At 42.0% G+C, this 26,303-nt stretch carries 27 protein-coding genes and 1 pseudogene; 23 read left to right on the top strand and 5 right to left on the bottom strand.

Translation table 11 applies throughout. The features are described from left to right. Window positions 1-2: 2 nt before the first annotated feature. The 4 genes from FZ952_RS05630 (at window position 3) to ileS (ending at window position 4,902) form a co-directional block, all read left to right on the top strand. Window positions 3-278, top strand: coding sequence for a YggT family protein (locus FZ952_RS05630; RefSeq protein ID WP_037615977.1), 276 nt, complete (start codon window positions 3-5; stop codon window positions 276-278). Next, window positions 272-1,057 (top strand): RNA-binding protein, encoded by a 786-nt coding sequence (locus FZ952_RS05625; RefSeq protein ID WP_148880930.1) that lies wholly within the window; start codon window positions 272-274, stop codon window positions 1,055-1,057. The genes FZ952_RS05630 and FZ952_RS05625 overlap by 7 nt, the downstream gene beginning before the upstream one ends. 9 nt (window positions 1,058-1,066) lie before the next feature. Then, window positions 1,067-1,858, top strand: coding sequence for a DivIVA domain-containing protein (locus FZ952_RS05620; RefSeq protein WP_037615981.1), 792 nt, complete (start codon window positions 1,067-1,069; stop codon window positions 1,856-1,858). A 251-nt stretch (window positions 1,859-2,109) separates the two neighbouring features. Further along, window positions 2,110-4,902: an isoleucine--tRNA ligase gene (gene ileS, locus FZ952_RS05615; protein ID WP_148880929.1), complete on the top strand. Its 2,793-nt coding sequence runs from the start codon at window positions 2,110-2,112 to the stop codon at window positions 4,900-4,902. A gap of 144 nt (window positions 4,903-5,046) precedes the next feature. Here ileS and FZ952_RS05610 read toward each other — a convergent pair whose 3' ends face one another. Continuing rightward, a complete protein-coding gene (locus FZ952_RS05610; protein WP_148880928.1) occupies window positions 5,047-5,463 on the bottom strand; it encodes a MarR family winged helix-turn-helix transcriptional regulator in 417 nt (138 codons plus the stop codon). Window positions 5,464-5,525: 62 nt separating this feature from the next. Here FZ952_RS05610 and FZ952_RS05605 point away from each other — a divergent pair, with 62 nt between their 5' ends. Beyond that, a complete protein-coding gene (locus FZ952_RS05605) occupies window positions 5,526-5,960 on the top strand; it encodes a GNAT family N-acetyltransferase (RefSeq protein ID WP_148880970.1) in 435 nt (144 codons plus the stop codon). A gap of 57 nt (window positions 5,961-6,017) precedes the next feature. Here FZ952_RS05605 and FZ952_RS05600 read toward each other — a convergent pair whose 3' ends face one another. The 3 genes from FZ952_RS05600 to recX form a co-directional block, all read right to left on the bottom strand. Beyond that, the gene (locus FZ952_RS05600) at window positions 6,018-6,335 is read right to left on the bottom strand and encodes a DUF960 domain-containing protein (RefSeq protein ID WP_148880927.1); all 318 of its coding nucleotides are present in this window, start codon (window positions 6,333-6,335) and stop codon (window positions 6,018-6,020) included. Between the two features lie 186 nt (window positions 6,336-6,521). Continuing rightward, complete coding sequence (locus tag FZ952_RS05595) at window positions 6,522-7,055, bottom strand: DUF402 domain-containing protein (RefSeq protein WP_148880926.1); 534 nt, start codon at window positions 7,053-7,055, stop codon at window positions 6,522-6,524. An 86-nt stretch (window positions 7,056-7,141) separates the two neighbouring features. Beyond that, on the bottom strand, window positions 7,142-7,918 hold the full coding sequence (gene recX, locus FZ952_RS05590; RefSeq protein ID WP_148880925.1) for a recombination regulator RecX: 777 nt from the start codon (window positions 7,916-7,918) through the stop codon (window positions 7,142-7,144). Window positions 7,919-8,078: 160 nt separating this feature from the next. Between recX and rlmD (FZ952_RS05585) the strand changes: the two genes are divergently transcribed. The 18 genes and pseudogenes from rlmD (FZ952_RS05585) to FZ952_RS05505 all read left to right on the top strand — a co-directional run bounded on the left by rlmD (FZ952_RS05585) (window position 8,079) and on the right by FZ952_RS05505 (window position 25,929). Further along, entirely contained in the window at window positions 8,079-9,437 is a 1,359-nt protein-coding gene (rlmD, locus tag FZ952_RS05585; RefSeq protein ID WP_148880924.1) for a 23S rRNA (uracil(1939)-C(5))-methyltransferase RlmD, read from the top strand. Window positions 9,438-9,757: 320 nt separating this feature from the next. Next, a complete protein-coding gene (locus FZ952_RS05580; protein ID WP_005590851.1) occupies window positions 9,758-9,988 on the top strand; it encodes a DUF1858 domain-containing protein in 231 nt (76 codons plus the stop codon). A 2-nt stretch (window positions 9,989-9,990) separates the two neighbouring features. Beyond that, window positions 9,991-11,352 carry a DUF438 domain-containing protein gene (locus FZ952_RS05575; RefSeq protein ID WP_148880923.1) on the top strand — a complete coding sequence of 454 codons (1,362 nt, stop codon included), beginning with the start codon at window positions 9,991-9,993 and terminating at the stop codon, window positions 11,350-11,352. Between the two features lie 26 nt (window positions 11,353-11,378). Further along, window positions 11,379-11,633 carry a DUF1912 family protein gene (locus FZ952_RS05570; protein WP_148880922.1) on the top strand — a complete coding sequence of 85 codons (255 nt, stop codon included), beginning with the start codon at window positions 11,379-11,381 and terminating at the stop codon, window positions 11,631-11,633. A gap of 237 nt (window positions 11,634-11,870) precedes the next feature. Continuing rightward, window positions 11,871-12,440: a GNAT family N-acetyltransferase gene (locus tag FZ952_RS05565; protein WP_148880921.1), complete on the top strand. Its 570-nt coding sequence runs from the start codon at window positions 11,871-11,873 to the stop codon at window positions 12,438-12,440. Further along, window positions 12,433-13,674 carry a helix-hairpin-helix domain-containing protein gene (locus FZ952_RS05560; protein WP_148880920.1) on the top strand — a complete coding sequence of 414 codons (1,242 nt, stop codon included), beginning with the start codon at window positions 12,433-12,435 and terminating at the stop codon, window positions 13,672-13,674. The genes FZ952_RS05565 and FZ952_RS05560 overlap by 8 nt, the downstream gene beginning before the upstream one ends. Before the next feature lie 24 nt (window positions 13,675-13,698). Continuing rightward, window positions 13,699-13,839 (top strand): annotated as a pseudogene (locus FZ952_RS11780) (GNAT family N-acetyltransferase); the annotation flags it as partial. 11 nt (window positions 13,840-13,850) lie between these two features. Then, the gene (locus FZ952_RS05555; protein ID WP_148880919.1) at window positions 13,851-14,657 is read left to right on the top strand and encodes a hypothetical protein; all 807 of its coding nucleotides are present in this window, start codon (window positions 13,851-13,853) and stop codon (window positions 14,655-14,657) included. Between the two features lie 102 nt (window positions 14,658-14,759). After that, a complete protein-coding gene (locus tag FZ952_RS05550; RefSeq protein WP_148880918.1) occupies window positions 14,760-17,408 on the top strand; it encodes a valine--tRNA ligase in 2,649 nt (882 codons plus the stop codon). Between the two features lie 23 nt (window positions 17,409-17,431). Further along, complete coding sequence (locus FZ952_RS05545; RefSeq protein WP_062199056.1) at window positions 17,432-18,160, top strand: hypothetical protein; 729 nt, start codon at window positions 17,432-17,434, stop codon at window positions 18,158-18,160. A gap of 470 nt (window positions 18,161-18,630) precedes the next feature. Next, window positions 18,631-19,914 (top strand): 3-phosphoshikimate 1-carboxyvinyltransferase, encoded by a 1,284-nt coding sequence (gene aroA, locus FZ952_RS05540; protein ID WP_148880917.1) that lies wholly within the window; start codon window positions 18,631-18,633, stop codon window positions 19,912-19,914. Next, window positions 19,907-20,392, top strand: a complete 486-nt coding sequence (locus tag FZ952_RS05535) for a shikimate kinase (RefSeq protein WP_148880916.1) — start codon at window positions 19,907-19,909, stop codon at window positions 20,390-20,392. Before aroA ends, FZ952_RS05535 begins: the two co-directional genes overlap by 8 nt. Then, on the top strand, window positions 20,383-21,216 hold the full coding sequence (pheA, locus tag FZ952_RS05530) for a prephenate dehydratase (RefSeq protein WP_148880915.1): 834 nt from the start codon (window positions 20,383-20,385) through the stop codon (window positions 21,214-21,216). The genes FZ952_RS05535 and pheA overlap by 10 nt, the downstream gene beginning before the upstream one ends. Before the next feature lie 12 nt (window positions 21,217-21,228). Beyond that, window positions 21,229-22,590 carry an LCP family protein gene (locus FZ952_RS05525; protein WP_148880914.1) on the top strand — a complete coding sequence of 454 codons (1,362 nt, stop codon included), beginning with the start codon at window positions 21,229-21,231 and terminating at the stop codon, window positions 22,588-22,590. A 182-nt stretch (window positions 22,591-22,772) separates the two neighbouring features. Beyond that, window positions 22,773-24,131, top strand: a complete 1,359-nt coding sequence (gene rlmD / locus FZ952_RS05520; RefSeq protein WP_148880913.1) for a 23S rRNA (uracil(1939)-C(5))-methyltransferase RlmD — start codon at window positions 22,773-22,775, stop codon at window positions 24,129-24,131. 44 nt (window positions 24,132-24,175) lie between these two features. Continuing rightward, window positions 24,176-24,982 carry an alpha/beta hydrolase gene (locus tag FZ952_RS05515; RefSeq protein ID WP_148880912.1) on the top strand — a complete coding sequence of 269 codons (807 nt, stop codon included), beginning with the start codon at window positions 24,176-24,178 and terminating at the stop codon, window positions 24,980-24,982. Window positions 24,983-24,993: 11 nt separating this feature from the next. After that, the gene (locus tag FZ952_RS05510; RefSeq protein ID WP_148880911.1) at window positions 24,994-25,122 is read left to right on the top strand and encodes an ADP-ribosylglycohydrolase; all 129 of its coding nucleotides are present in this window, start codon (window positions 24,994-24,996) and stop codon (window positions 25,120-25,122) included. A gap of 135 nt (window positions 25,123-25,257) precedes the next feature. Further along, complete coding sequence (locus tag FZ952_RS05505) at window positions 25,258-25,929, top strand: CPBP family intramembrane glutamic endopeptidase (protein WP_148880910.1); 672 nt, start codon at window positions 25,258-25,260, stop codon at window positions 25,927-25,929. Between the two features lie 199 nt (window positions 25,930-26,128). Here the strand turns inward: FZ952_RS05505 and FZ952_RS05500 are convergent. Further along, a partial coding sequence (locus tag FZ952_RS05500; protein ID WP_148880909.1) for a transposase occupies window positions 26,129-26,303 on the bottom strand: 175 nt, incomplete at its 5' end.

Here is a 26,303-nt window from a genome sequence, read left to right as displayed (position 1 = left end):
AGATGACTTATTTTATTATTAGGATAATCTCTAATGCCATCAACGTTTATTCCTTGGTGATGCTCATTTATGCAGTTTTATCATGGTTTCCTGGAGGATATGAAACAGCTTTAGGGAAGTTGGTCATTAGTGTAGTGGAGCCATTTCTCCGTCTATTTCGAGGTTTACCTTTACAATTTGGAAGAATAGATTTCACGGTTATGGTAGCTTTCTTTGTTCTAAAATTTTTGAACGTTCTAGTTTTATGGCTGGTTGGATATCTATCACTACTATGGTAAGAAATATTCATCAGCATTTTGCTCAAGAAGATCAAGATTTTATTGATAGAAGTTTAGAAATATTCCAGAGGGTTCAAGACTATTATCACTTTGAAACGACTTCCTTCTTAAATCCTCATCAAGTTGCAATTATGAGGAATATCGGAAAGCAATATGATTTGCAAGCATTTGTCAGCTCAGATTTTTTTCCAAGCGAGTTGGCAAAGGTTCTTATTGCCCCTCCTTACTATGAATTCAATCCTGAAGATTTTGAGATTAGCTTGCTGGAGATAGTTTATGCAAGCAAATTTTATAAAATTAACCATTCTCAGATAATGGGAACGCTTCTTAATCAATTAGGGATTGAAAGAAAGACTTTTGGAGATATTCTCGTTATCGAAGATAGAGCTCAGATTTTTGTTGATAAAAAATTAGCTCAATATTTTATTGATAATGTTTTGAAGATTTCTAAATCGCCAGTGAAGCTACAAGAGGTTGAGCTAGAAGAGCAACTGATTGAACAGAAAGTGACAGTTACAAAAGATATACTGGTTTCTAGTTTGCGTTTAGATAAATTAGTGGCAAGTATCTTTAAATTGTCAAGAAGTCAGGCAGTTCAACTCATCTCAGCAAAGCATGTGAAGCTAAACTATGCTGTAAGCGACAAGCCGGATCAGCAGATTGAGCTAGACGATTTGATTAGCGTTAGAAGATTTGGAAGAGCAAAAGTTTTAAGCGAGAACGGTTTTTCAAAAAATGGGAAGCATAAATTAACTGTTGAATTATTATCTAGTAAATGAGGAGAAGATATGACATTAACATCATTAGAAATTAAAGACAAATCTTTTGCGACGAAATTCAGAGGCTACAATGTCGAAGAAGTTGATGAGTTTCTTGATATTGTTGTAAGGGATTATGAAGATTTGGTTCGTGAAAATCATGAAAAGGAAGCAAAGATTCGTAATCTTGAAGAACGCTTAATCTATTTTGACGAGATGAAGGATTCTCTCAGCCAATCTGTATTGATTGCTCAAGATACAGCCGAGCGTGTTAAACAGGCGGCGAATGAGCGCTCAGCTAATATTATTCGTCAAGCAGAGCAGGATGCACAGCATCTATTGGATGGCGCTAAATATAAGGCCAACGAGATTCTTCGTCAAGCTACTGATAATGCTAAAAAAGTAGCGGTTGAAACAGAAGAATTAAAAAATAAGACACGTGTTTTCCATCAGCGTCTCAAGTCGACGATTGAGAGTCAGCTGACGATTGTGGATTCGCCAGAGTGGGAAGAAATTTTGCGTCCGACTGCAACCTATCTTCAGACCAGCGATGAAGCGTTTAAAGAAGTTATTGAAGAAGCTCTGGGAGAAACGGTTGTTACTCCGGAAGAAGTGGACGTCACTCGCCAATTCTCTCCGGAAGAATTAGCTGAATTGCAAGAGCGGATTGAACATGCCAATAGAGAATTGGCTGCAACTCAATCTTTTGCTCCCCTAGATGAAGAGATAGTAAAAGCGCATCAAGAGGAACTTTTTAGAACTGAATCAGATGAAGAAGATGATTCTGAAGGCAGTCAAAGAATTCCAATTAATATCCTATAATTGTAGAAACACAAATCAGACAAAATATTTTCAGCGAGCAGGTGATGGTGAGAGTCCTGTAATCCCTTTTGTTTGATTTATCATTCTGCCTAATTATATCTGAACTGAGTAAGATATGACGTCTGCCTACGTTACGGGCTAAGAGGGACAGGCTTTTTCCTGTCTAAACAAAGGTGGTACCGCGAATTTTCGTCCTTTAGGAGAAGTTTGTGGTTTTTTATTTTGAAAAATGATATTTATGAGGAGAATCGATGAAACTCAAAGAAACACTGAATCTTGGAAAAACTGCTTTTCCAATGCGGGCTGGCCTGCCAAATAAAGAACCAATCTGGCAAAAAGAATGGGATGAGGCTAAGCTTTATCAGCGCCGTCAAGAATTAAATGCAGGCAAACCGCATTTTGTCCTGCATGATGGACCACCCTATGCGAACGGAAATATTCACGTTGGCCATGCCATGAATAAAATTTCCAAGGATATCATTGTCCGCTCAAAGTCTATGGCTGGCTACTATGCGCCTTACATTCCAGGATGGGATACGCATGGACTGCCGATTGAGCAGGTATTGGCCAAGCAAGGTGTAAAGCGTAAAGAACTGGACTTGGTAGAGTACCTCAATATGTGTCGGGACTATGCCCTCAGCCAAGTCGAAAAGCAAAAAGAAGACTTCAAGCGTCTGGGTGTTTCTGGTGACTGGGATAATCCTTATGTGACTTTGACCCCTGACTATGAAGCAGCTCAGATTCGCGTCTTTGGTGAAATGGCTAAGAAAGGCTACATTTACCGTGGTGCTAAGCCGGTTTACTGGTCTTGGTCTTCTGAGTCAGCTTTGGCTGAAGCGGAAATTGAATACCATGACTTGGTTTCAACCTCTCTCTACTATGCTAACCGCGTCAAAGATGGTAAGGGAGTGCTGGACACAGAAACTTACATCGTCGTATGGACAACTACTCCATTTACCATTACAGCCTCTCGTGGTTTAACAGTCGGTGCGGATATCGATTACGTTTTAGCTCAACCAGCGGGTGAAAGTCGCAAGTTTATTGTAGCATCTGAATTATTGAGTAGTTTGTCTGAGAAATTTGGCTGGGACGATGTTCAAGTTTTGGCGACTTACCGTGGGGAAGAATTGAACCACATCGTGACGGAACACCCTTGGGATACAGCAGTTGATGAATTGGTGATTTTGGGTGACCATGTTACGACAGACTCTGGTACAGGTATTGTCCATACAGCCCCTGGTTTTGGTGAGGACGACTACAATGTCGGTGTTGCCAACGGTCTTGAAGTCGCTGTGACGGTTAACGAGCGCGGTATCATGATGGCAAATGCTGGCTCTGACTTTGAAGGCCAATTCTATGACAAGGTTGTGCCAACTGTTATTGAAAAGCTTGGTGACCTGCTCCTTGCTCAGGAAGAAATTTCTCACTCCTACCCATTTGACTGGCGTACCAAGAAGCCAATCATCTGGCGGGCAGTGCCACAGTGGTTTGCATCTGTTTCCAAATTCCGTCAAGAAATTTTGGACGAAATTGAAAAAGTTAAATTCCATTCTGAATGGGGTAAAGTACGCCTCTACAACATGATTCGCGACCGTGGCGATTGGGTTATCTCTCGTCAGCGGGCTTGGGGAGTTCCACTTCCAATCTTCTATGCTGAAGACGGAACACCAATCATGACGGCCGAAACCATCGAACACGTGGCTCAGCTCTTTGAAGAGCATGGCTCTATCGTTTGGTGGGAGAGAGATGCTAAAGACCTCTTGCCAGCAGGATTTACCCATCCGGGTTCTCCAAATGGTGAATTCAAAAAAGAGACAGACATCATGGATGTTTGGTTTGACTCGGGTTCATCATGGAATGGGGTGGTGGTTAACCGTCCAGAGTTGACTTACCCAGCAGATCTTTATCTAGAAGGTTCAGACCAATACCGTGGTTGGTTTAACTCTTCACTCATCACATCAGTTGCCAACCATGGTGTGGCCCCTTACAAACAAATCTTGTCACAAGGTTTTGCTTTGGACGGCAAGGGTGAAAAGATGTCTAAATCTCTTGGAAATACCATTGCTCCAAGTGATGTAGAAAAACAATTTGGTGCGGAAATCTTGCGTCTCTGGGTAACTAGTGTAGACTCCAGCAACGACGTTCGTATCTCCATGGATATCTTGAGCCAAGTTTCTGAAACCTACCGTAAGATTCGGAACACACTTCGTTTCTTGATTGCCAATACAGCTGACTTCAATCCAGCTGAGGATGCCGTAGCTTACGAAGAACTTCGCTCCGTTGATAAGTACATGACGATCCGCTTCAATCAGTTGGTGAGCACTATTCGCAAGGCTTATGCAGACTTTGAGTTTCTGACAATTTATAAAGCGATTGTCAACTTTGTGACCGTTGATTTGTCCGCTTTCTATCTGGACTTTGCGAAAGATGTAGTCTATATCGAAGCTGCTAAATCATTGGAGCGTCGTCAGATGCAGACCGTTTTCTATGACATTTTGGTTAAGATTACTAAGTTGTTGACGCCAATTCTGCCACACACAGCAGAAGAAATCTGGTCATATCTTGAATTTGAAGTAGAAGACTTTGTCCAATTGTCAGAATTGCCAGAAGCTCTGACTTTCCCAAATCAAGAAGAAATCTTGGACACTTGGTCTGCCTTTATGGACTTCCGCAGCCAGGCTCAGAAAGCCTTGGAAGAAGCCCGCAATGAAAAGGTTATCGGGAAGTCATTGGAAGCACACCTGACCGTCTATCCAAATGAAGTCATTAAGACCTTGCTGGCAGCAGTTAATAGCGACGTAGCTCAACTTCTCATCGTTTCTCAGTTGACCATTGCTGAAGAAACTGCTCCTGAAGGTGCTGTAACCTTTGAAGATGTGGCTTTCACAGTAGAGCATGCGCAGGGGCAAGTCTGTGAACGTTGCCGCCGCATTGATTCGACTGTTCAAGAACGCAGCTACAATGCACTTGTCTGTGATCACTGTGCTCAAATTGTCGAAGAAAACTTCGCAGAAGCAGTAGCTCAAGGCTTTGAGGCCAAGTAAGTTTTGAAAATATAAAATGGCTTTGCCCTTTAGTGGTAAGCCATTTTTTAGATAGATTGATTTGAAAATTTGTTAATTTGTTAAATTAAAACTAAATTAGAAAAAACAAATAGTTGCAAGTGCAACTATTTTCTGTTATACTGCTTATAACTTAGGTGTGTCTATTTTATCTAGAATATTTTGGAGCTGAAAAAGCTCAGAGGAAGTTAATTGATGCAGCTTCGTCTGAATATACCTATCCTCAAAGCCAATCAGCTTGTCGTATACTTTTAGAGCAGAAGTCGTTGGATAGAGCTCCTTGAATTTCTTATTTTGAGCCTTGGTTTTTTTGACAATCAAGCCTCTTTCCTCCAGTTTTCGTAAAGAGCGGCTCAGCGTAGTCTTGTCAATCTGAACCAGCTCTGCTAGCTGGGATTGATGGATGGCAGGATGTTCGACAATGCGAGTAAGAATTAGAAAGAGATTATTATCTAGCCCGTATTGGCTGGCTTCCTGATTCATTTTCATCATAGCTTGACGGGAGATGGCTCCCATTTGGCGAAATAACTGACGATAATTCATAAGAACTCCTATTATAGTTGCATTTACGATCATTATATAATAAAGCAAGGATGGAAACAAGTATGTGGTATAAAAAATATTTGCCAGAGTTGGATACACTAGAGTTTTACAAGATTTTAAAACTGCGGATCGATACTTTTGTCGTCGAGCAAGAGCGAATCTATCATGAATTGGATGAGAAAGATCTAACAGCTGTGCACATTTTCCATGTGAATGAGGAAGAAGAGGTCGATGCCTATGCGCGTGTCTTTGAGGAAAAGGCGAAAGTCGTTTTCGGCCGCCTTGTGACAGCTCCGTCAGCTCGGGGGAAAGGATTAGGCAGTCGCTTAGTAGAGGAAATTCTGAATCTTTGTGCTGAAAAGTGGCCTGAAAAAATCATTGAGATTGAAGCCCAGAAGCAGGTCGTAGGCCTTTATGAAAAATTCGGTTTTGTAACTCAGGGAGAGCCTTTTATCTTTGAATCAACGCCCCACATCAAAATGATTTACAACAAATAAAAAATCCAGTTGAAGGAACCGCTCTTAGTGACGGTGTCTCAACTGGATTTTGTTTTCTTAAAACATGGAGTATTCATCAGCTAGCATGACTGTTTCTCTACCGTCATTGTCCACAACGTAGATCATTCGAGGATAGAAGGGGTCAAATGTATAGGCGAAGTCAAAGGAGATGAGTGTGTCGAGATGATCCTCGGAGAAGCGGAAGGTCAGCTTGCCCTTGTTATTAATCAATTCGAAGCGAATCAGGTTATTCAGGGGAAAGACATCTTTAAGGAAGTTGTCGATGATGTACCAGAAAGTGTCAATCACATCATCTGGCAAGCTAGTGATAACGCCAAAGCTGGCATAGCGACCACGAGTATTGGTAAAAGCCATGAGACTCACTCCTTTCTGAAAACTGAGCTGCTGTAGACCAAATATCAGTCATTTAGTATTGACACAGCAACATTGTTGGTTCTATCATACAAGAAATAAGTGGGAATTGCAAGGAATTTCTCCTTTGCTGGGTAGGAGATTAGGAGGAAAGAGAGAAAGAAAAAGAGCTTGCGCTCTTTGACAACTTTATCGATTCTTTAGTTCAACATAACGTTTGTACCAAATTTTCACATAAGCATCGGAGAAGGGGCCACGTTCTTTATTGATCCAGTCAACCAGAATTTTGACGTTTTCCTTGAGAATGAAATCCAAATCATCAGAATAGTGCATCTGTTTTTTGTGCCGTTCATATTCTTCTACATCCAACAGGCGTTTTTCACCATCGGCAAAGACCTTGACATCTAAATCATAGTCGATGTATTTTAGGGCTTCATTGTCCAGATAGTAGGGGCTGGCGAGGTTGCAGTAGTATGAAGTGCCATTGTCACGAATCATGGCAATGATATTAAACCAATATTTCTTATGAAAATAGACAATGGCAGGCTCTCGTGTTACCCAACGTCGGCCATCACTTTCTGTTACCAGTGTGTGGTCATTCACGCCAATAATGGCGTTTTCTGTTGTCTTTAGTACCATGGTATCTCGCCAGGTGCGGTGAAGATTCCCATCATGCTTATAACTTTGAATTGTAATAAAGTCGCCTTCTTTGGGAAGTTTCATAACCTACCAACTTTCTACAATTTATAAGTTTATCCTCTTTATTGTAACATATTTTCATAAAAATGCCTAAGTTTTCATAGAAAATCTTAAAGATATTCTCTTAGAGCGCTGGCAATGTCCGAAAAATCATACCCTTTGCGGGCTAGAGCTTGGGTCAGACGCTGTTTTAAGTCGTAGCCTTCGTACTTTTTGGAGTACTTGCGGTATTGCTTGTCTAGCTCTGTATAGAGCAGTTCTTGTTGGTTTTCCTGGTCTTCTTCGATGTCTAGATGGTGGAAGGCCTCTTTGGCTTGTTCATAGGAAAATCCTTTGTTTATCAAGGCTTGGAGGATTTTATCTTGTAGCGCCTTGCTGGGAAGTTTTCCCTGGTATTTCTTTAAAAGTTTCTCAGCAACTCGCTCGGCTACTTCAGCGAAATCAAATTGTCTTAGCTCTTCTTCGATAATAGTGCTAGAAATCCCTTTTTGACTGAGTTTTTGCTTGAGAACAAAAGCGCCCTTGTCTCCAGTGAGAAGGTTGGATTGGATAAAAGAATTAGCATATTTTCTGTCGTTGATCCAATTTTCTTTTTTCAAAGCGTCCAAGACTTGGCTGATGATGTCTAGTTGAATATCGTGCTGGGTCAGGTAGTCCTTGACTTCCTTGGCAGTTCTTTGCTTGAAGGAGAGATGGTAGAGGGCTAGATTTTTTCCGTAGGAAAATTGGGCGTAAACTTGAATTTCTTTTAGCTCCTGCTCCGTGATTTCCAACCCCTTAGACAGCATGAAGTGGACGATAGTGTCTTCTGTAATATAGAGCTTTTTACTGTCGTCCAGCTCCAAGAGGTAGAGTCGTTTTTTCTTTTCGATTTTTGTGATTTTCATGCTAGTCCTTTCAATTGGACGATGTTTTAGAGTAAAGTCATTCCATCGTCTCTCTGTGTCTATTCGTAGTTGTCGAGAGATTTTTATGATTTAGACTATTTTCTCATCTTTATTGTAACATATTCTCAACTAATGCGAGGCAGCATGGTATAATAGAGGCATGAATGTAAAAGTGAAGCAAAGAATCCCTCTCAAAATCAAGAAAATGGGAATCAATGGGGAAGGAATTGGATTTTATAAGAAAACACTGGTCTTTGTGCCGGGGGCTTTGAAGGGTGAAGAAGTTTACTGTCAGGTGACTAAGGTGCAGCGCAATTTTATCGAGGCCAAGCTCCTTACAATCAACAAACGATCAAAATTTCGGGTGGAAGCGCCTTGTGAGATTTATGAAAGCTGCGGAGGCTGTCAAATCATGCACCTCCACTATGACAAGCAGTTGGAGTTTAAAGAAGATTTGCTGCGTCAGGCTCTGAAAAAGTTTGCGCCAGTTGGCTATGAAAACTATGAGATTCGTCCTACTATTGGCATGCAGGAGCCACTTTATTATCGGGCCAAGCTACAGTTTCAGACTCGCAAGTTCAAGGATGAGGTCAAGGCAGGGCTCTATGCCCAGAATTCCCACTATCTGGTCTCGCTGAAAAATTGTTTGGTTCAGGACAAGGTAACGCAGGCTATTGTCAATAAGGTGGCTCGGCTTTTAGGCAAGTATAGGCTGCCCATCTATGATGAGAGGAAGACCTCTGGAGTGCGCACGGTCATGATTCGCAGGGCCAGAAAAACGGGTCAGGTGCAGATGATTTTTGTGACGGGGCGTAAGCTGGACTTTTCTCCAGTCGTTCGAGACCTAGTGGCTGAGTTTCCAGAGCTGGAGACTGTGGCGGTCAATTATCATACGAGCAAGTCCAGTGAGATTTATGGGGATAAGACAGAGATTATCTGGGGCAAGGAGGCCATCCAAGAAGGAGTGCTGGACTACGACTTTTCCCTGTCGCCTCGGGCTTTCTATCAGCTCAACCCTGAGCAGACAGAGGTTCTTTATGGAGAGGCGGTCAAGGCATTGGATGTGACGGCTGAGGACCATTTGATTGATGCCTATTGTGGGGTAGGGACCATCGGCTTTGCCTTTGCTAAAAAGGTCAAATCTCTGCGGGGCATGGACATCATTCCTGAGGCCATTGAAGACGCTAAGCGTAATGCGAAACGAATGGGTTTTGACAATACACTCTACGAGGCTGGAACGGCAGAGGAGATTATTCCTCGCTGGTATGCTGAAGGTTATCGGGCGAATGCCTTGATTGTCGATCCGCCGCGAACAGGTCTGGACGATAAGCTGTTAGAGACGATTGTTCGCTATGCACCTGAAAAGATGGTCTACGTTTCCTGCAATGTTTCAACCTTGGCGCGCGATTTGGTCAAGCTCAGTCAGGTCTACGATGTTCACTACATCCAGTCGGTTGATATGTTTCCGCATACCGCTCGGACCGAAGCAGTTGTGAAATTGGTCAAAAAAGACAAGTAAGAGAGATATTTGTTGAAGCATATTTGAGACGACGACAAAAACAAGCTTGAAATAAAAGCGAAAAACCTGCAGAATTTTGCAGGTTTTTGAGTTAGAGGATTATAGCTTGATTTCAGTGTTTTGGAGGATCTTGATAAAGTGGTTTTAAGAAAGATAAAAGATTGTGAAACCTAGTTTATTAGTTTCTTCATAACAATAACTTATAGTCTATTAGAATTTGTTATCTTCTCTAAGATCGAATTTGAGCAAGTGTGGAAAGGATTTTTTATTGGACGCATTTTTTGTGATATAATAATAAAAAATACACGGAGGTAGGGCATATGGATAATGTGATTGATTTGTCTATCCCAGTGGCAGAAGTGATTGAGAAGCAGCCTGAGGTTTTGGATGTTCTGGTAGAATTAGGCTTTAAGCCTCTGGCCAATCCTGTCATGCGCAATACAGTCGGGCGCGTGGTTTCTATCAAAAAAGGAGCCAGCATGAATGGCATTGACCTGAATAAAATCAAGCAAACTCTGGAATTAAATGGCTATGAAGTGGTGGGGATTTAGGCATGGCTACTGAACGCATTGAAGTCCTCAAGTCAATCTTGCTGGACCTACATAACGGAGCTTCTGCAGAATCCGTTCAGGAGCTCTTCAACGAGCATTTTGCTGGTGTGTCCGCTATTGAGATTAGCCTGATGGAGCATGAGCTGATGAACTCGGATACGGGAGTGACATTTGAAGATGTCATGTCTCTCTGCAATGTCCATGCCAACCTCTTTAAAGGTGCCATTCAGGATGTGGAGGTGGCTGATACCGACCATCCAGGCCATCCGGTACAGGTCTTCAAGCAGGAAAATCTAGCCTTGCGGGCTGCCCTCATGCGGGTTCGCAGACTCTTATCTACCTATGAAAGCACAGAAGATGAGGAGCTTCTTCCTGAAATCCGCAAAGGACTCCAGCGCCAGCTAAGTTTGGTGGGGCAGTTTGATATCCACTATCAGCGCAAGGAAGAGCTTATGTTTCCAATCATGGAGAGCTACGGTCACGATTCGCCGCCCAAGGTCATGTGGGGGGTAGATGACCAGATTCGAGACCTCTTCCAAGAGGCTAAGATTGCTGCAGAGCAGCTACCAGATGCTTCTATTCAAGAAGTCAAGGACAAGTTTGAGACTTTTGCTGCTGAGTTTGAAGCTATGATTTTCAAGGAAGAGTCCATCCTTCTCATGATTCTCCTCGAATCCTTTACTCAGGATGACTGGCTCAAGATTGCTGAGGAGAGTGATGCTTATGGCTATGCCATCATCAAGCCAACGGAGAAATGGATTCCTGCGCGGCACTCATTCTCGGAGGAGGAAGCTGGGGATGCTGCTGATGAGGGAAGCGAAGCGCCAGCCAGTAGAGAACAGACAAGTGATGGCAGGTTTCAGCAGGTCATTGATACGCCGGATGGTCAGGTCACTATTTCCTTTAAGCCTAAGGAAAAGAAGGAGCAAGCCATTAATCGGGACTCCCAGCAGCCTTTTGGTCATGGCTATCTGTCGGTGACGGAGGCCAATCTGATTTTGGACCATCTGCCTATGGAGATTACCTTTGTCAATAAGGACGATATTTTCCAGTATTATAATGACAGTGTGCCGGCGGACGAGATGATTTTTAAGCGGACGCCGTCCCAGATAGGGCGCAATGTCGAGCTCTGCCACCCGCCAAAGTTTTTGGACAAGGTGCGGCGGATTTTTAAGGCTCTGCGCAAGGGAGAGCGGGACAAGTTTGAGATGTGGTTCAAGTCGGAATCAAGGGGCAAGTTTGTCCATGTGACCTATGCGGCGGTGCGAGATAAGGCTGGTGAATTTCAGGGGGTGCTGGAGTATGTGCAGGACATTCAGTCCTTCCGTGATATTGACAGTGATTTTTACCGAGATTTGGACTAGGTATTTGCAGTTAGAAAGTGAGAAACATGAGTTACGAACAGGAATTTTTACAGGAGTTTGAAGCTTGGGTCAAGACCCAGATCATGATTAACGAGATGGCGCTCAAGGAGAGTCAGGCAGTCTACGAGGCGGACCAGGACGAGCGGGCTAAGGAAGCGGCCATTCGCTATGAAAGTCGTCTCGATGCCTACCAGTTCCTTTTAGGGAAATTTGCCAACTATCAGGCGGGCAAGGGATTTCATGACCTGCCAGACGGACTTTTGGGTGAGAGAAATTATTGATTTTTCGCTGGAAAGGTGTTAGAATAAGTTCATCAGAGGTGTTTTGAGTCAAGCATTTTACAGAAAGTGGCGGTGCTGAGAAGTCCACAAATGTGTCAAAACTGGTTGCTGATGAGATGAAAAATTGAAATAAACAAAGTTGCGGGCATCTGCCCGAAATTGGGTGGTACCGCGGATATTGATTCGTCCCTGTCATGGATATGGCAGGGACTTTTTTATGGAAAGTGAGGTAGGAAGATGGAGCAAGCACAATTACCAGAACGATTAGAAACGGAGCGTCTCGTTTTACGAATCCGCACCGTGGCTGATGCTGAGGATATCTTTGACTATGCCAGTCGGCCAGAAGTCTCCTATCCAGCAGGCTTTCCGCCCGTCAAGACCTTGGAAGATGAGATCTATTATCTGGAGCATATCCTTCCTGAGCGTAATCAAAAGGAAAATCTCCCAGCGGGCTATGGAATTGTTGTTAAAGGAACTGATAAAGTCATCGGCTCTGTTGATTTCAACCATCGCTATGAAGATGATGTGCTGGAAATCGGCTATACCTTGCACCCAGACTATTGGGGACGAGGCTATGTCCCAGAAGCAGCGCGAGCCTTGATTGATCTAGCTTTTAAAGAAATGGGTCTTCACAAGATTGAATTGTCTTGCTTTGGCTATAATCTTCAAAGTCAACGAGTTGCTGAGAAACTTGGCTTTACCCTCGAAGCTCGCATCAGAGACCGCAAAGATGCCCAAGGCAATCGCTGTGACGGTTTGATATATGGTTTGCTGAGGAGTGAGTGGGAGGAGAGAAAAGATGGCTAAAAAGAAAAATCGTAAAAAAGAATTAAGACGTCAGCAGAAATTGGCAATCAAAGTCATTTCTGAAGAAGAGGCTGCGTGGACAGAAGCAATAGCCCACAAACCAATCTTAGTTGAGCGGCGTAGAATTCAAAACTTTGATGAGCAACACACAGCAATTATGCAATATGCTGATGAGTATGGTGACTATCCGAATATTCAGGAAATTAATTACCAATTAAAAACAGGAACTTTTGATTGGCATCAGGATCATGCTTTATTTAGAGAAGCGATGCATACTAAAAATAAACAGAAGAGAAATAAACTGTTGAAACAAGTGTTAAAGCTCAATCCAGATTATTTTGCAGCGGAGTTTCATCTATTTGTATCAGAGGTTGAAGACTTTGATTTGCCGTCCTTTGAAAAAGTCTTAGAATTTGAAACTCTGGTCTTAGAAAAATGGAAAATCAACGGCTATAACAATTGGAATTATTTTGAAGCGCGGCCTATCCTAGCTGCACTGATGTTCCTGATTGAATATTATATGGCGGAAGGTTGTTACTATAAAGCCTTGGGAATAGTTGATCTGTACTTGAGTAAGCGACCAGAACGTTTTCCGCCCAACTTTGTTTTCTGCATGCTTTCCTTGTATCATATGACTGGTCAGGAGATAAAGGTCGAGCGCTTCTATCAAGATGGACGGAATAAAGGGAAATGCGATGATACTATATTAGTACATGCTGTTATTGCTGCTTTCTTGCGAGGAAAACTAGAGGAAGCGAGAAAATTATTTGCAAAGTTAGTTGAGATTAACGCTGAAGCGATTGCCTTCTTTGCTGAAGAAGACTGGTATTTTCAAGTGTTTGATATAGGGGAGCAAGAATATTACTACCCAAACACAAATGAGTCACTGATGGCGAGTCTCTATCCACTTTTGGATTTTTTAGAAAGAAATATCATTGTGACGCAGTTTTTGGCAAATGAAGCGAAAAAATTGGATGATGAGGAGCACTTTGCCTTTCCTTATGGACTAGAAGAAGGCTTTATTGAGCTAACTGGCTTGTTTTCTTTTGTGGCAGAACCAGAAATGAACGATATTCGAATGGATTATGCTCGAATTTTCGTAGATAATGGAATCTGTACATCAGCTGATTTCAAAGATTGTACAGAAAAAGAAGTCCTAGCTTTAAAAGGAATTGGTCCTGCTACGGTCAAAAAACTAAAAGAAAATGGCGTGAAGTTTAAAAAAGCGAATTAATCGCTTTTTGAATGAATGAGGGAATCTTATTTCGATTGTAATTTTCAAATTCAACGAGTAGCAGAAAAACTCGGCTTTGTTCTCAAAGAACGCATTCTATACCACAAAGATGTCCAAGGTAATAGTTGTGACGATTTGAGGTGTAGAGTATTGAGGAGTGAATGAGAGGAGAAAGAATGAAATTAAGCATAGAACAGTTAATTTCTATTATAAGTGCGGTTGGTATAAGCGCCATTATTGGTACAATATTTACATTTATTCAATTTAACAAGAAAAATAGTTTGGATTTTGTTACAACAGAGAGGGCAGAGTGGCGCAGACAATTAAAACAAATTTTAATAGATTTGACGGATGATGAAAAGAGAACAGTTGCAATAACGAAGTTGAAAAGTCAAATTAATCCTTATGGGAAGAATATGGATATTAAATGTTCTAAACCATATTATATGAAGGATGGTCATATTTGGGATATATTAGATAAACACGAAATTGATTATGATAGATTGTCTTTGTATATTGAATTGCTCCTAAAATATGATTGGGAACGTTCGAAAAATGAAGTAAGATTCCAACCTACTAAGATGATAAATCAAGTGCTGAATTTACTTTTGTTTTTTTCAGCTATATATTGTCTTTATATAGTATCTGTTAATTATATAAGTGACTTAACCAATTTGTGTTATGTAATGAATCTTTTCATAAGTCTTGTTGCGTATATTTTAATTTTATTACAGCAGTATATAACAAATGCTTTTATTTCAAATCCATCTGAAAAAGCAAAAGAGCAAATCTGGATATTTATTATACTTTATGCGTTTCCGTATATTTGTATAACATGGAACCTAATCTATAAATTTAATTTAGGTATGCCTTTTTACTTTATTAGTGTTGCATTAATTTTTGCGTATGAAATCTTCTATTTATATCTACCTTATGCTTATGAAGATACATATATTAGAGAAATAAAGAGGTATTTAAGATAAAAAAGTAAAAAAATCAATGAGGGCTCCTGTTTTATTTTATAATTACAGGACAAATAAAAAAACAATTTATTAAAGAATTAAACTAGAAAAAGGAGCAAACACATGTCTAAAGAACTTTCACCTAAATATAATCCAGCCGAGGTTGAGGCTGGTCGTTACCAAAAATGGCTTGATGCGGATGTTTTCAAGCCTTCAGGCGATCAAAAGGCCAAGCCTTACTCCATCGTCATTCCACCGCCAAACGTAACTGGAAAACTCCACCTTGGCCACGCTTGGGATACAACTCTTCAAGATATCATCATTCGTCAAAAACGGATGCAAGGCTTTGATACTCTTTGGCTGCCAGGGATGGACCACGCGGGAATTGCGACTCAGGCTAAGGTTGAGGAGCGCTTGCGGGAGCAAGGCATTTCCCGCTATGACCTCGGTCGTGAAAAATTCCTGGAAAAAGTCTGGGAATGGAAAGACGAATATGCGATGACCATCAAGGAACAGTGGGGCAAGATGGGTCTCTCTGTAGACTACTCTCGTGAGCGTTTCACTCTTGACGAAGGTTTGTCAAAAGCTGTTCGCAAGGTCTTTGTGGACCTTTACAAGAAAGGCTGGATCTACCGTGGTGAGTTTATCATCAACTGGGACCCAGCAGCTCGTACTGCTCTTTCTGATATCGAGGTGATTCATAAGGACGTTGAAGGTGCCTTCTACCACATGAACTACATGCTGGAAGATGGCTCACGCGCCCTTGAAGTGGCGACAACTCGTCCTGAGACTATGTTTGGGGACGTTGCTGTTGCAGTCAATCCAGAAGACCCACGCTACAAGGACTTGATTGGCAAACATGTCGTCCTTCCAATCGCTAATAAATTGATCCCAATCGTGGCGGATGAACACGCCGACCCTGAGTTTGGTACGGGTGTCGTAAAAATCACGCCTGCCCACGATCCAAACGACTTCTTGGTTGGTCAACGCCATAACTTGCCACAAGTTAATGTTATGAACGACGACGGAACTATGAATGAGCTTGCCTTCGAATTTGCGGGTATGGACCGCTTTGAAGCTCGTAAGGCAGTCGTTGCCAAGTTGGAAGAAATCGGTGCCCTCGTTAAAATCGAAAAACGCGTCCACAGTGTTGGTCACTCAGAGCGGACTGGTGTCATGGTTGAGCCGCGTCTGTCTACTCAGTGGTTCGTTAAGATGGATCAATTGGCTAAGAATGCTATTGCCAACCAAGACACAGAGGACAAGGTTGAATTTTACCCGCCTCGTTTCAACGATACCTTCCTCCAATGGATGGAAAATGTTCACGACTGGGTTATCTCACGTCAGCTCTGGTGGGGTCACCAAATCCCTGCTTGGTACAATGCTGAGGGTGAAATCTATGTGGGCGAAGAAGCGCCAGAAGGTGACGGATGGACTCAAGACGAAGACGTCTTGGATACTTGGTTCAGTTCTGCCCTCTGGCCATTCTCAACCATGGGCTGGCCTGATGTTGACTCAGAAGATTTCAAACGTTACTTCCCAACTTCAACCTTGGTAACTGGTTACGACATCATCTTCTTCTGGGTATCTCGGATGATCTTCCAATCCTTGGAATTCACTGGCCGTCAGCCATTCCAAAACGTTCTTATCCACGGTCTTATCCGTGACGAGCAAGGACGCAAGATGTCTAAATCTCTTGGAAACGGGATTGACCCAATGGATGTTATTGACAAATACGGTGCTGATGCTCTTCGTTGGTTCCTTTCAAACGGCTCTGCCCCTGGTCAAGATGTCCGCTTCAGCTATGAAAAGATGGATGCTTCTTGGAACTTCATCAACAAAATCTGGAACATTTCCCGCTATATCCTTATGAACAATGAAGGCTTGACGCTGGATGCGGCGCGTGAGAATGTCGCTCAGGTAGCAGCTGGTCAGGCAGGCAATGTCACCGACCGCTGGATTCTCCACAACCTCAACGAAACCATTGGCAAGGTCACTGAGAACTTTGACAAGTTTGAGTTCGGTGTGGCTGGTCACATCCTCTACAACTTCATCTGGGATGAATTTGCCGACTGGTATGTGGAGCTGACGAAGGAGGTGCTTTACAGCGACAATGACGACGAGAAAGTCATCACTCGCTCTGTCCTCCTTTACACGCTGGACCAAATCCTGCGCTTGCTTCACCCAATCATGCCTTTCGTGACCGAGGAAATCTTTGGTCAAATCTCAGAAGGCACCATTGTGACAGCGGCTTATCCAGTGGTTCGTCCAGAATTTGAAAATGCCGAGGCGGCAGCTGGCGTGGAAGCCATCAAGGATCTGATCCGTTCGGTGCGCAATAGCAGAGCTGAGGTCAATGTGGCGCCAAGCAAGCCGATTACCATCTTGATTAAGACGACAGACAGCGTGCTGGAAACCTTCTTCAAGGATAATGTCAACTACATCAAGCGTTTCACTAATCCTGAACACCTGGAAATCGCAGCAGAGCTTGCTGCACCTGAACTCGCCATGTCAAGCGTCATCACAGGAGCAGAAATCTACTTGCCACTGGCAGATCTCCTCAATGTCGAAGAAGAACTGGCTCGCCTCGAAAAAGAACTAGCCAAGTGGCAGAAAGAACTGGATATGGTCGGCAAGAAACTCTCTAACGAACGCTTCGTAGCCAATGCCAAACCAGAAGTCGTCCAAAAAGAACGCGACAAACAAGCCGATTACCAAGCCAAGTACGATGCAACTGTGGCGCGGATTGATGAGATGAAGAAGTTGGTGTAAGAAATGAGAGAAGGTACTTGTCGATGTTTGATTTAATAAAACAGTGGTCTACTAATCCGTTTTTCGTCTTCTTTTCTCTATTTGCTTTAGTTGTGTTGGTAGCTTTAATATACATATCTATAGAGAAAATGATACTAAACAGTTTCACTAAATTAGATAATAAAAAAAATTACAATTCAAATTCTTTAGCAAAAAAGATCAAGTTACGTGAAGATAGAGAACGAAATTATGTTTATTATGGTATAGATTATTGGATTTGGCAAAAAAATAAACTACAAATATTAGAGAGTTTGTTTCCTGTAGGAATGGAATTGTCCAATGGCAAGGTTATTGATGATGTCTTACATTTTTCGAAAGTTACACCTAAAATATTTGGCGGTGGAACTAGAGAAACAAGATATTTAAGAGAATTAAGATTTATTCCCAAAAATGTTCCTAAAACTATAAGCACTTTTGGAGATTTTATAAATGGTGACAAAATTGGTGGAGATAAATTTGAAAACCATAGAGGAGTGCAGAATATTCAGATTACTAAAAATCAAATATTGCAACCTCTTGAACAATTATTGCTTGATGGGCAGTTATCGGATGGTGATAGCATGAAAATTAAGCAATTTATCTATAATTTGTCTAATGATAATTCTTCTGAAGATGAAAAGACAAATATAATTGAAATATTAGGTAACTACATTGGTTTAGTTAGTGGGATAGCAGGTATAATCGATGTTTTACATAATTTTCAAATATTTTAGGGTAAGAGATTTGTTGCTTTTAAAAAATGAGGAAACGGGAAATTCCTGTGTTTTCAGCTTTAGTAAGTCTAGCAACAATTTTAGGAAGAGTTTTTCTATGCCAGGGGATGTAACTTTGTTTCAGGATACTTTGATTAAGTCCTTGAAGTTTGGTTTTGTGGACAATGTCAAGTATCAGGAGGGTGAGTATTCATCTTAGATTTTGATTAATGATTCAGAGGTTAAGCGCTATGTTTGGGTAGATTTATAGGAGGGGTTGGGTAAGTGTCATTAGGAAAGCCCTCATAGGTGCAGAAATTTAAAGAAGATTGAAAAGAGGTTTTTAAAAATCCCGCTTACTTTTAGCGAGCCCAGTTGTCTAGCTGGGCTTGATTTTTGTTTGGCTAGGGCTTTATATTGAAATTCAATCTTCATTTGTTTTAGTTCTTTATTTGTGTTAGAATAATAGGAAATAAATGTGGAGGTATGCTATGGAATTGCGGACCAATGCAGGAAGTTTACAAGGTTCTCTTCGGGTGCCGGGAGATAAATCTATCAGCCACCGCTCCATTATTTTTGGAAGTATAGCGGAAGGCATCACGACTGTTCGTGATATTCTGCGAGGAGAGGATGTTCTCTCTACGATGCAGGTTTTTCGTGATTTAGGCGTTGAAATTGAAGATGATGGTTCGATTGTCAAGATTCATGGTGTTGGTTTTGATGGCCTGAAAGCCCCGAAAAATAAATTGGATATGGGGAACTCTGGGACTTCCATTCGTCTGATTTCAGGAGTTTTAGCTGGTCAGGACTTTCAAGCTGAGATGTTTGGCGACGATAGTTTGTCTAAACGTCCTATGGATCGGGTAACGATTCCGCTTCGTCAGATGGGCGTAGAAATTTCTGGCCAATCTGAACGTGATTTGCCACCTCTCATTATTCATGGCACTAAGGATTTGAAACCAATTGCTTATCAGTTGCCGGTAGCATCGGCCCAAGTAAAGTCTGCCCTGATTTTTGCTGCTTTACAGGCGAAGGGCGAGTCGGTCATCATTGAAAAGGAAATCACGCGCAACCACACTGAGGACATGATTGCCCAGTTTGGCGGTCAAATTTCTGTAGAGGGCAAGGAAATCCGTGTTCATGGCGGTCAAGTTTTGAAAGCCCAACAAGTGACAGTGCCAGGCGATATTTCCAGTGCAGCTTTCTGGCTGGTTGCTGGCCTGATTGTCCCGCAGTCGAAAGTGACTCTTGAGAATGTGGGAATCAATGAAACCCGAACAGGAATTTTGGATGTCATCAAGGCCATGGGCGGCAAGATTCAGCTATCCCAGATTGATGATAGGGCGAAGTCCGCGACGATTACTGTCGAAACTTCTGATTTGACTGCTACTGAAATCGGAGGAGAACTGATTCCGCGTTTGATTGATGAGCTGCCGATTATTGCCTTGCTAGCAACGCAGGCCAAGGGCCGCACCATTATCCGAGATGCAGAGGAGCTGAAGGTGAAAGAAACCGACCGCATCCAAGTGGTCGCAGACGCTTTGAACAGTATGGGAGCAAGCATTCAACCGACAGCGGATGGAATGATTATTGAAGGGAAGACACCGCTTCACGGTGCTTCTGTCAATACTTTCGGAGATCATCGCATTGGAATGATGGCAGCGATTGCTGCCCTTCTCGTCAAGGAAGGACAAGTGAAACTGGAGCGAGCCGAGGCAATCAACACAAGTTACCCAAGCTTTTTCACTGATTTGGAGAAATTAATACATGGCTAAAATATTACTAGGTTTTATGGGGGCAGGCAAGACAACGATTGGTCGTCTTTTGGATCCGAATTTTCATGACCTAGACGAATTGATTGTAGAAGAAATCGGGATGCCTATTGCCGACTTCTTTGCCTGCGAGGGAGAGGCTGCCTTTCGTCAGATTGAAACAAGCGTGCTAGAGCGTTTGCTGGGTGATGAGGTAGATGTGATATCGACCGGAGGAGGGATTGTTGTCAATCCCCGCAATCGGGAATTGCTGAAGAAGAATCCTTATAATATCTACCTGCGAGTCGATTTTGATACTCTGTACGAGCGGATTAAAAACGATGGGGGCATGCAAAGACCTCTGTTCTTGAATAATAGCCGCGAGCAATTCAAGGAAATTTTTGAAGGACGTTTACCTCTGTACGAAAGTATTGCCACCCATATCATTGATGTAGCGGGCAAGACACCAGAAGAAATAGCGGAGCAGATTCGATGTTTATAGGATATTTAGGACCTAAGGGTTCTTTTTCTCACCATGTGGCTCAAAAAGCCTTTCCCAAGGGAAACCTAGTCCCTTTGAAAAATATCACTGAAGTGATGAAGGCTTACGAAAGTGGGCAAGTTGATTATTCGATAGTGCCAGTTGAAAATTCTATTGAAGGAAGTGTCCATGAAACGCTGGATTATCTTTTTCACCAAGCAGATATTCAAGCTGTTGCAGAAATTGTCCAGCCGATTAAGCAGCAGTTGCTTGCAACTAGCCTGGACAAGCCGATTGAAAAAGTTTTTTCCCACCCGCAGGCCATCGCACAGGGACAAAAATATATTTCTCAGCACTATCCGAATGCGCAATTTGAGATTACTGCCAGTACGGCCAATGCAGCACGTTTTGTAGCGGAGCATCCAGATTTGAATTATGCTGCCATTGCGCCTCAGGCGTCTGCAAGTGAATACCATTTGAAAGTAGTTGCGCGTGATATTCAGGAAATGGAAGAAAACTACACTCGTTTCTGGATTTTGGGACATAGAGTGCCTGAGCTTGATTTGCCCAAACAAGGTGACAAGCAAACGCTGGCCTTAACCCTGCCAGATAATTTGCCTGGTGCTTTGTACAAGGCGCTTTCTACCTTTGCTTGGCGCGGAATTGACTTGACTAAGATTGAAAGCCGTCCTCTTAAAACGGCTTTGGGTGAATATTTTTTCATTATTGACATCAATAACGAAAAGAAAAAATTGGTTGAATTTGCCTACCAAGAACTTGCAAATTTAGGGATTACTTTTAAAGTTTTTGGCAGTTACACCGTTTTTCTTATTCATGATAAATAGATTGGAGAAAAGATGAGGAGAGCAGAAAATCTTAGCCATCATGAGCAGCTCCGTTTAGACTATCTTTATAAAAACTATTATTATTTAAACGACAAAGAAAAAAGAGAACTTGCTTACCTTCGACAGAAAGCGAAAGGAAATGTTCACGAGAGTAATAGCCGGCCTGTGGCCGACTATGCGGATTCAGAAGAGGATATTTCTTCGTCTGACCCAATAGACAATGTGCAGACAGATTCGTCTGGGCTTTTGCCAAAATATCCTGAACGCCCTTCGTGCAGCAGGAGACAGAAAAAATCCAGACAGATCAGTTCAGCGGCAGCAGTTAATCAGCCTCAGCCAGCGCCTAAGAAACGCAGAAAGATTAGGATCAAACGTATTCTTCTTTGGTTCGGAATTTTCTTGTTGCTGGTCTTAGGCGGGATGATTGCTATGTTTATCAAGGGCTATACGACGGCTAATGCTGGAAACTCGAACGTGACAGATGTGGAACATTTCGATGGACAAGATAGTTCAGATGGGGTGAATATCCTCATTCTCGGAACGGACGGCAGAGTGGGGGAGCAGTCAACGGAGACACGGACTGACTCGATCATGGTTCTGAATGTGGGCAACAAAGACCACAAGATTAAACTAGTCAGCTTTATGCGTGATACCTTGATTCATGTTGATGGTGTCAGCAACATTTATGCGGATCCTTCGCAAGAAGATTATTATGATCAAAAATTAAATGTGGCCTATACATTTGGGGAACAAGGAAATCATCAGGGAGCCGATCTTGTCCGTCAGGTGTTGAAAGATCACTTTGATATTGATATCAAGTATTATGCCTTAGTTGACTTTCAAACCTTTGCCACAGCAATCGACACTCTTTTTCCAAACGGTGTCAGCATGGATGCAAAATTTTCGACAATCAATGGCGAGCCAGTGACGGAGGTTGAGGTCCCAGATGATCTCAACATGAAGGACGGAGTTGTGCCAAACCAGATTATTAAAGTCGGCAAGCAGCAGATGGATGGTCGGACCCTACTTAATTATGCTCGTTTCCGCAAGGATGATGAGGGAGACTTTGGTCGGACCCGTCGCCAGCAGGAGGTCCTAACAGCTATTTTCCAACAGGTTAAAGATCCAACCAAACTCTTTACTGGGGCAGAAGCTTTAGGTAAGGTCTTTGCCTTGACTTCCACTAATGTTCCTAGTAGTTTTCTTGTGTTCAACAGTTTTTCTCTTTTACTTAGCTCTCGCAATGGAGTTGAGCGCTTGACCATTCCAGAAAATGGAGACTGGGTCGATACCTATGACATGTATGGCGGTCAAGGGCTCTTGATTGACTTTGAAGCTTACAAAGAAAGACTGCGCCAAATGGGCTTAAGATAAGGCTCTTATGATATAATAGGAAGTGGCAGATTTTGTCTCTTCCTTTTCTTTTTGGAAAATAGCAGAGCAGAAATTTGAACGTCATTTCAGGCAGGAAGAAAGAAATAAACAGTAGAAAATCCTGTGATTCCCTGCTTTAGTATAAGTGCAGTTGAGCGCAGGATTGATTAGAAAGTAAAGAAATGTTAAAAAAGAACGATATAATTGAAGTGGAAATTGTGGACCTGAGTCATGAGGGAGCAGGTGTAGCCAAGGCAGACGGCCGAGTCTTTTTCATTGAAAATGCCCTGCCGAGTGAAGTGGTTCGCATGCGTGTCCTCAAGGTCAATAAAAAAATCGGCTTCGGCCGAGTTGAGGAATTTGTGAAAAAGTCTGACCAGCGCAATGAGCATGTTAATTTAGCCTATCTGCGGACTGGAATTGCTGATTTGGGGCACTTGGCCTACCCAGCCCAGCTAGCTTTTAAAGGCAAGCAGGTGCAGGACTGCCTTTATAAAATAGCTGGCATTTCGGACGTAGAAGTGATGGAGACACTGGGCATGGATCAGCCACTAGCCTACCGTAATAAAGCCCAGGTGCCAGTCCGTCGTGTCAATGGTCAGCTGGAAACCGGCTTTTTCCGTAAAAATTCTCATGACCTTCTGCCGATTGAGGACTTTTATATTCAGGATCCAGTTATTGACCAAGTGATCGTTTTTGTGCGCGACTTGCTGCGCCGCTTTGACCTCAAACCTTATGATGAGAAGGAAGGCACTGGCTTAATTCGCAATTTGGTTGTCCGCCGCGGTCATTATTCAGGTGAAATCATGGTGATTTTGGTGACCAGTCGGCCAAAGATTTTCCGAGTGGAGCAGTTGATTGAGCGTTTGACAGAGGCTTTCCCAGCTATCAAGTCCATCATGCAAAATATCAACGACCAGCAGGGCAATGCTATTTTCGGTCGGGAGTTTCGGACACTCTACGGCCAAGACTTTATCACTGATAGCATGCTGGGCAAGCAGTTCCAGATTGCTGCACCAGCTTTTTACCAAGTCAATACTGAGATGGCAGAGAAGCTGTATCAGACGGCCTTTGACTTTGCTGATTTTAAAAAAGAGGATATTGTGCTCGATGCCTACTCGGGTATCGGCACCATTGGTCTGTCGCTGGCTGACCGAGTTCAGCAGGTCTATGGAGTCGAGGTTATTCCTGAGGCCGTGGAAAATAGTCAGCGAAACGCAGAACTTAATGGCATCACCAATGCCAGCTATGTGTGCGCTCCTGCAGAAAAAGCCATCCAAACTTGGCTGAATCAGGGAATCAAGGCGGATGTCATCCTAGTCGATCCGCCACGCAAGGGCTTGACAGAAAGCTTTATCACTTCCAGTGTCAGCATGGAACCCCAGCGGATTGTCTATATTTCCTGCAATCCTGCCACCATGGCGCGTGATATCAAACTCTATCAAGAGCTGGGATATGAGCTGAAGAAAGTCCAGCCAGTTGACTTATTTCCTCAAACGCATCATGTTGAGGCAGTATCACTGCTTGTACGAGCTGATTAAACATGGGTGTAGCTATTGAAAGTCCTACAGTAAGGAGTTTAAACATGAAATTCCATGAATTTGGTGATAAGAATTTGCCTCCTATTTTACTGATACATGGTGGTGGCAGTTCTTGGTGGAATTATCTTCGTCAAGCACGAATCTTGTCAAAAGAATACCGTATTATTCTACCAACTTTGAATGGCCACGGCGAGGAATATCAACTTGATTATGTTTCTACTGAAGATTCTGCTTTGGAGATTCTAGACTATATCAAAGCAAACTGTGGTGGGAAATTGTTTGCAATCGGTGGTGTTTCACTTGGTGGTCAAATTGCCATGGAGCTTTTGTCTTTAGACAGTGAAATTGCTGAGAAGGCCATCATAGATGGAAGCCTCTGTATTCCTCAATCAAGGTTAGCTAAAATCAGCATCTTTCTAGTGTCTCTATTTGGTAAACTGATGTTCAATAAATTCTCTTGCAAACTTCAGTTAAGCATGATGAACAAACTCTATCCTAAACTGGCTTTTCCAGAGGAAATAAAAGCTTATTATTTGGAGGATTTGCCAAGGATCCCTGTCAAAACATTGGTGACCATTTACAAAAACTATATGGGATGTTACAAGCTGAAAGATATGATTTCTGCTAGCAAGGCTCAGGTTCTGTATATCTATGGTGAAAAAGAATTGAACTGTGTGAAAGAATCAGCGAAATTATTTCATCAGCTACATTCAAATACAATTTTGTATGAAGCAAAGGGCTATAACCACGGCTATTTATCAGCTTACCTGCCTTATGAGTGGATTGATTTGGTAGTGCCATTTTTAAAGAGTGATTCATTAGAAATGTGTAACGAATCTGATATGCCATAAGGAGGAAACGGATGCTCGGAGCAATTGTTGGAGACATTGTAGGTTCTGTTTACGAATGGAACAATATCAAAACTAAGGACTTTCCTTTATTTCGGAAAGACTGCTTTTTTACAGATGATACGGTAATTTCGAACCGCTGAGTGTGTAGCTCTGCTCGTGAAAGCCTAGGAGACCTTTTGGCGAAAGTTTTTTAAGTCTTGAATTGTGCACTTAATTTGACAATTCAAGACAAAAGAATAACCATGTCGCCCTACTAACGTTAAGGAGAAATATTTATGCCTAATTTTGCTAAAATAGATAAAAAGTTTGTATATACTACAATCATTGGTTTGTTTCTAATGGCAGTGTTGTCTTTGACAAAGATAATACCTGAACTTTCTGTATCAGGTCTCACCGTACTGATTGGTACTCTCTTTTTCTTTGTTCTTGAATATTTGGAGAAAAAATCAAATATAGAGTCGGGATTACATTTTAAATCATTTTTCAATGATTTGAAAAAACAAGGGGTAATTCTTTTGGTTTTACTCCCGATAGGAACCGCTGTAGTAACGTTAATTATTGGTGATTTGGTATTTAAGGGTGCGTTCACCAGTCATATTGTTGGAAGAACAGATTCTATGTTATCTTTTGATAAAATACCACTGCTCATGGTTCAAGTAATAATTGCAGCCTTAGGAGAAGAAATCGCATGGCGAGGTTTCTTTCTTGGTAAGTCAATGACAATTTTTCCATTTTGGCTTTGTGCTATTGTGTCGTCTTTATTGTTTGCGATAGCCCATATTTCTAGTGGAAGCGTTGGACTTGTAAGCTACGATATTTTCATGATTTTTGTTGATAGTATTATTTATGCAATGATTTATAAAAAGTCTGGGAATTGTTTGATTTCTACACTTTCTCATATTCTTGGCAATGCAACAGGAATTCTTTTGCTAATGATGTATAGCTAGAAAGATTTTAATGTTATCTAGCCAATAAAGGATTTTCATTATAGGACAGAAATAGTCATTATCAGTGAAAGTGGGCTAGATGACTTGATTTAGAAAAGTAAGGAATCTTTCTAAAAACTTGAATAACTAAAGAGTCTGAGACAAAATAGTTCTCAGTCACAAAAAAGCTAGAGATTCCCAATTATGGAACTCTAGCTTTTTAAATTCGAACCGTTCTCTTATTGTATTTAAGGAGATTATTGGCCATGAGCACTAAACCCATGTCAATTTTCACCTGACGCTTGCCTCTTAGGTTACATCTCTTGTAACCCAAATAAGCCTTTATCTGCCCAAAGACAGGTTCCACATCAATCTTACGTTGATCGAAAATCTGT

The sequence above is a fragment of the Streptococcus sp. Marseille-P7376 genome (assembly GCF_902460385.1).
In the GTDB taxonomy this organism is placed as follows: domain Bacteria; phylum Bacillota; class Bacilli; order Lactobacillales; family Streptococcaceae; genus Streptococcus; species Streptococcus sinensis.
The sequence above is the reverse complement of the archived record's forward strand: the minus strand, read 5'-3'. Positions and strand labels throughout refer to the sequence as shown.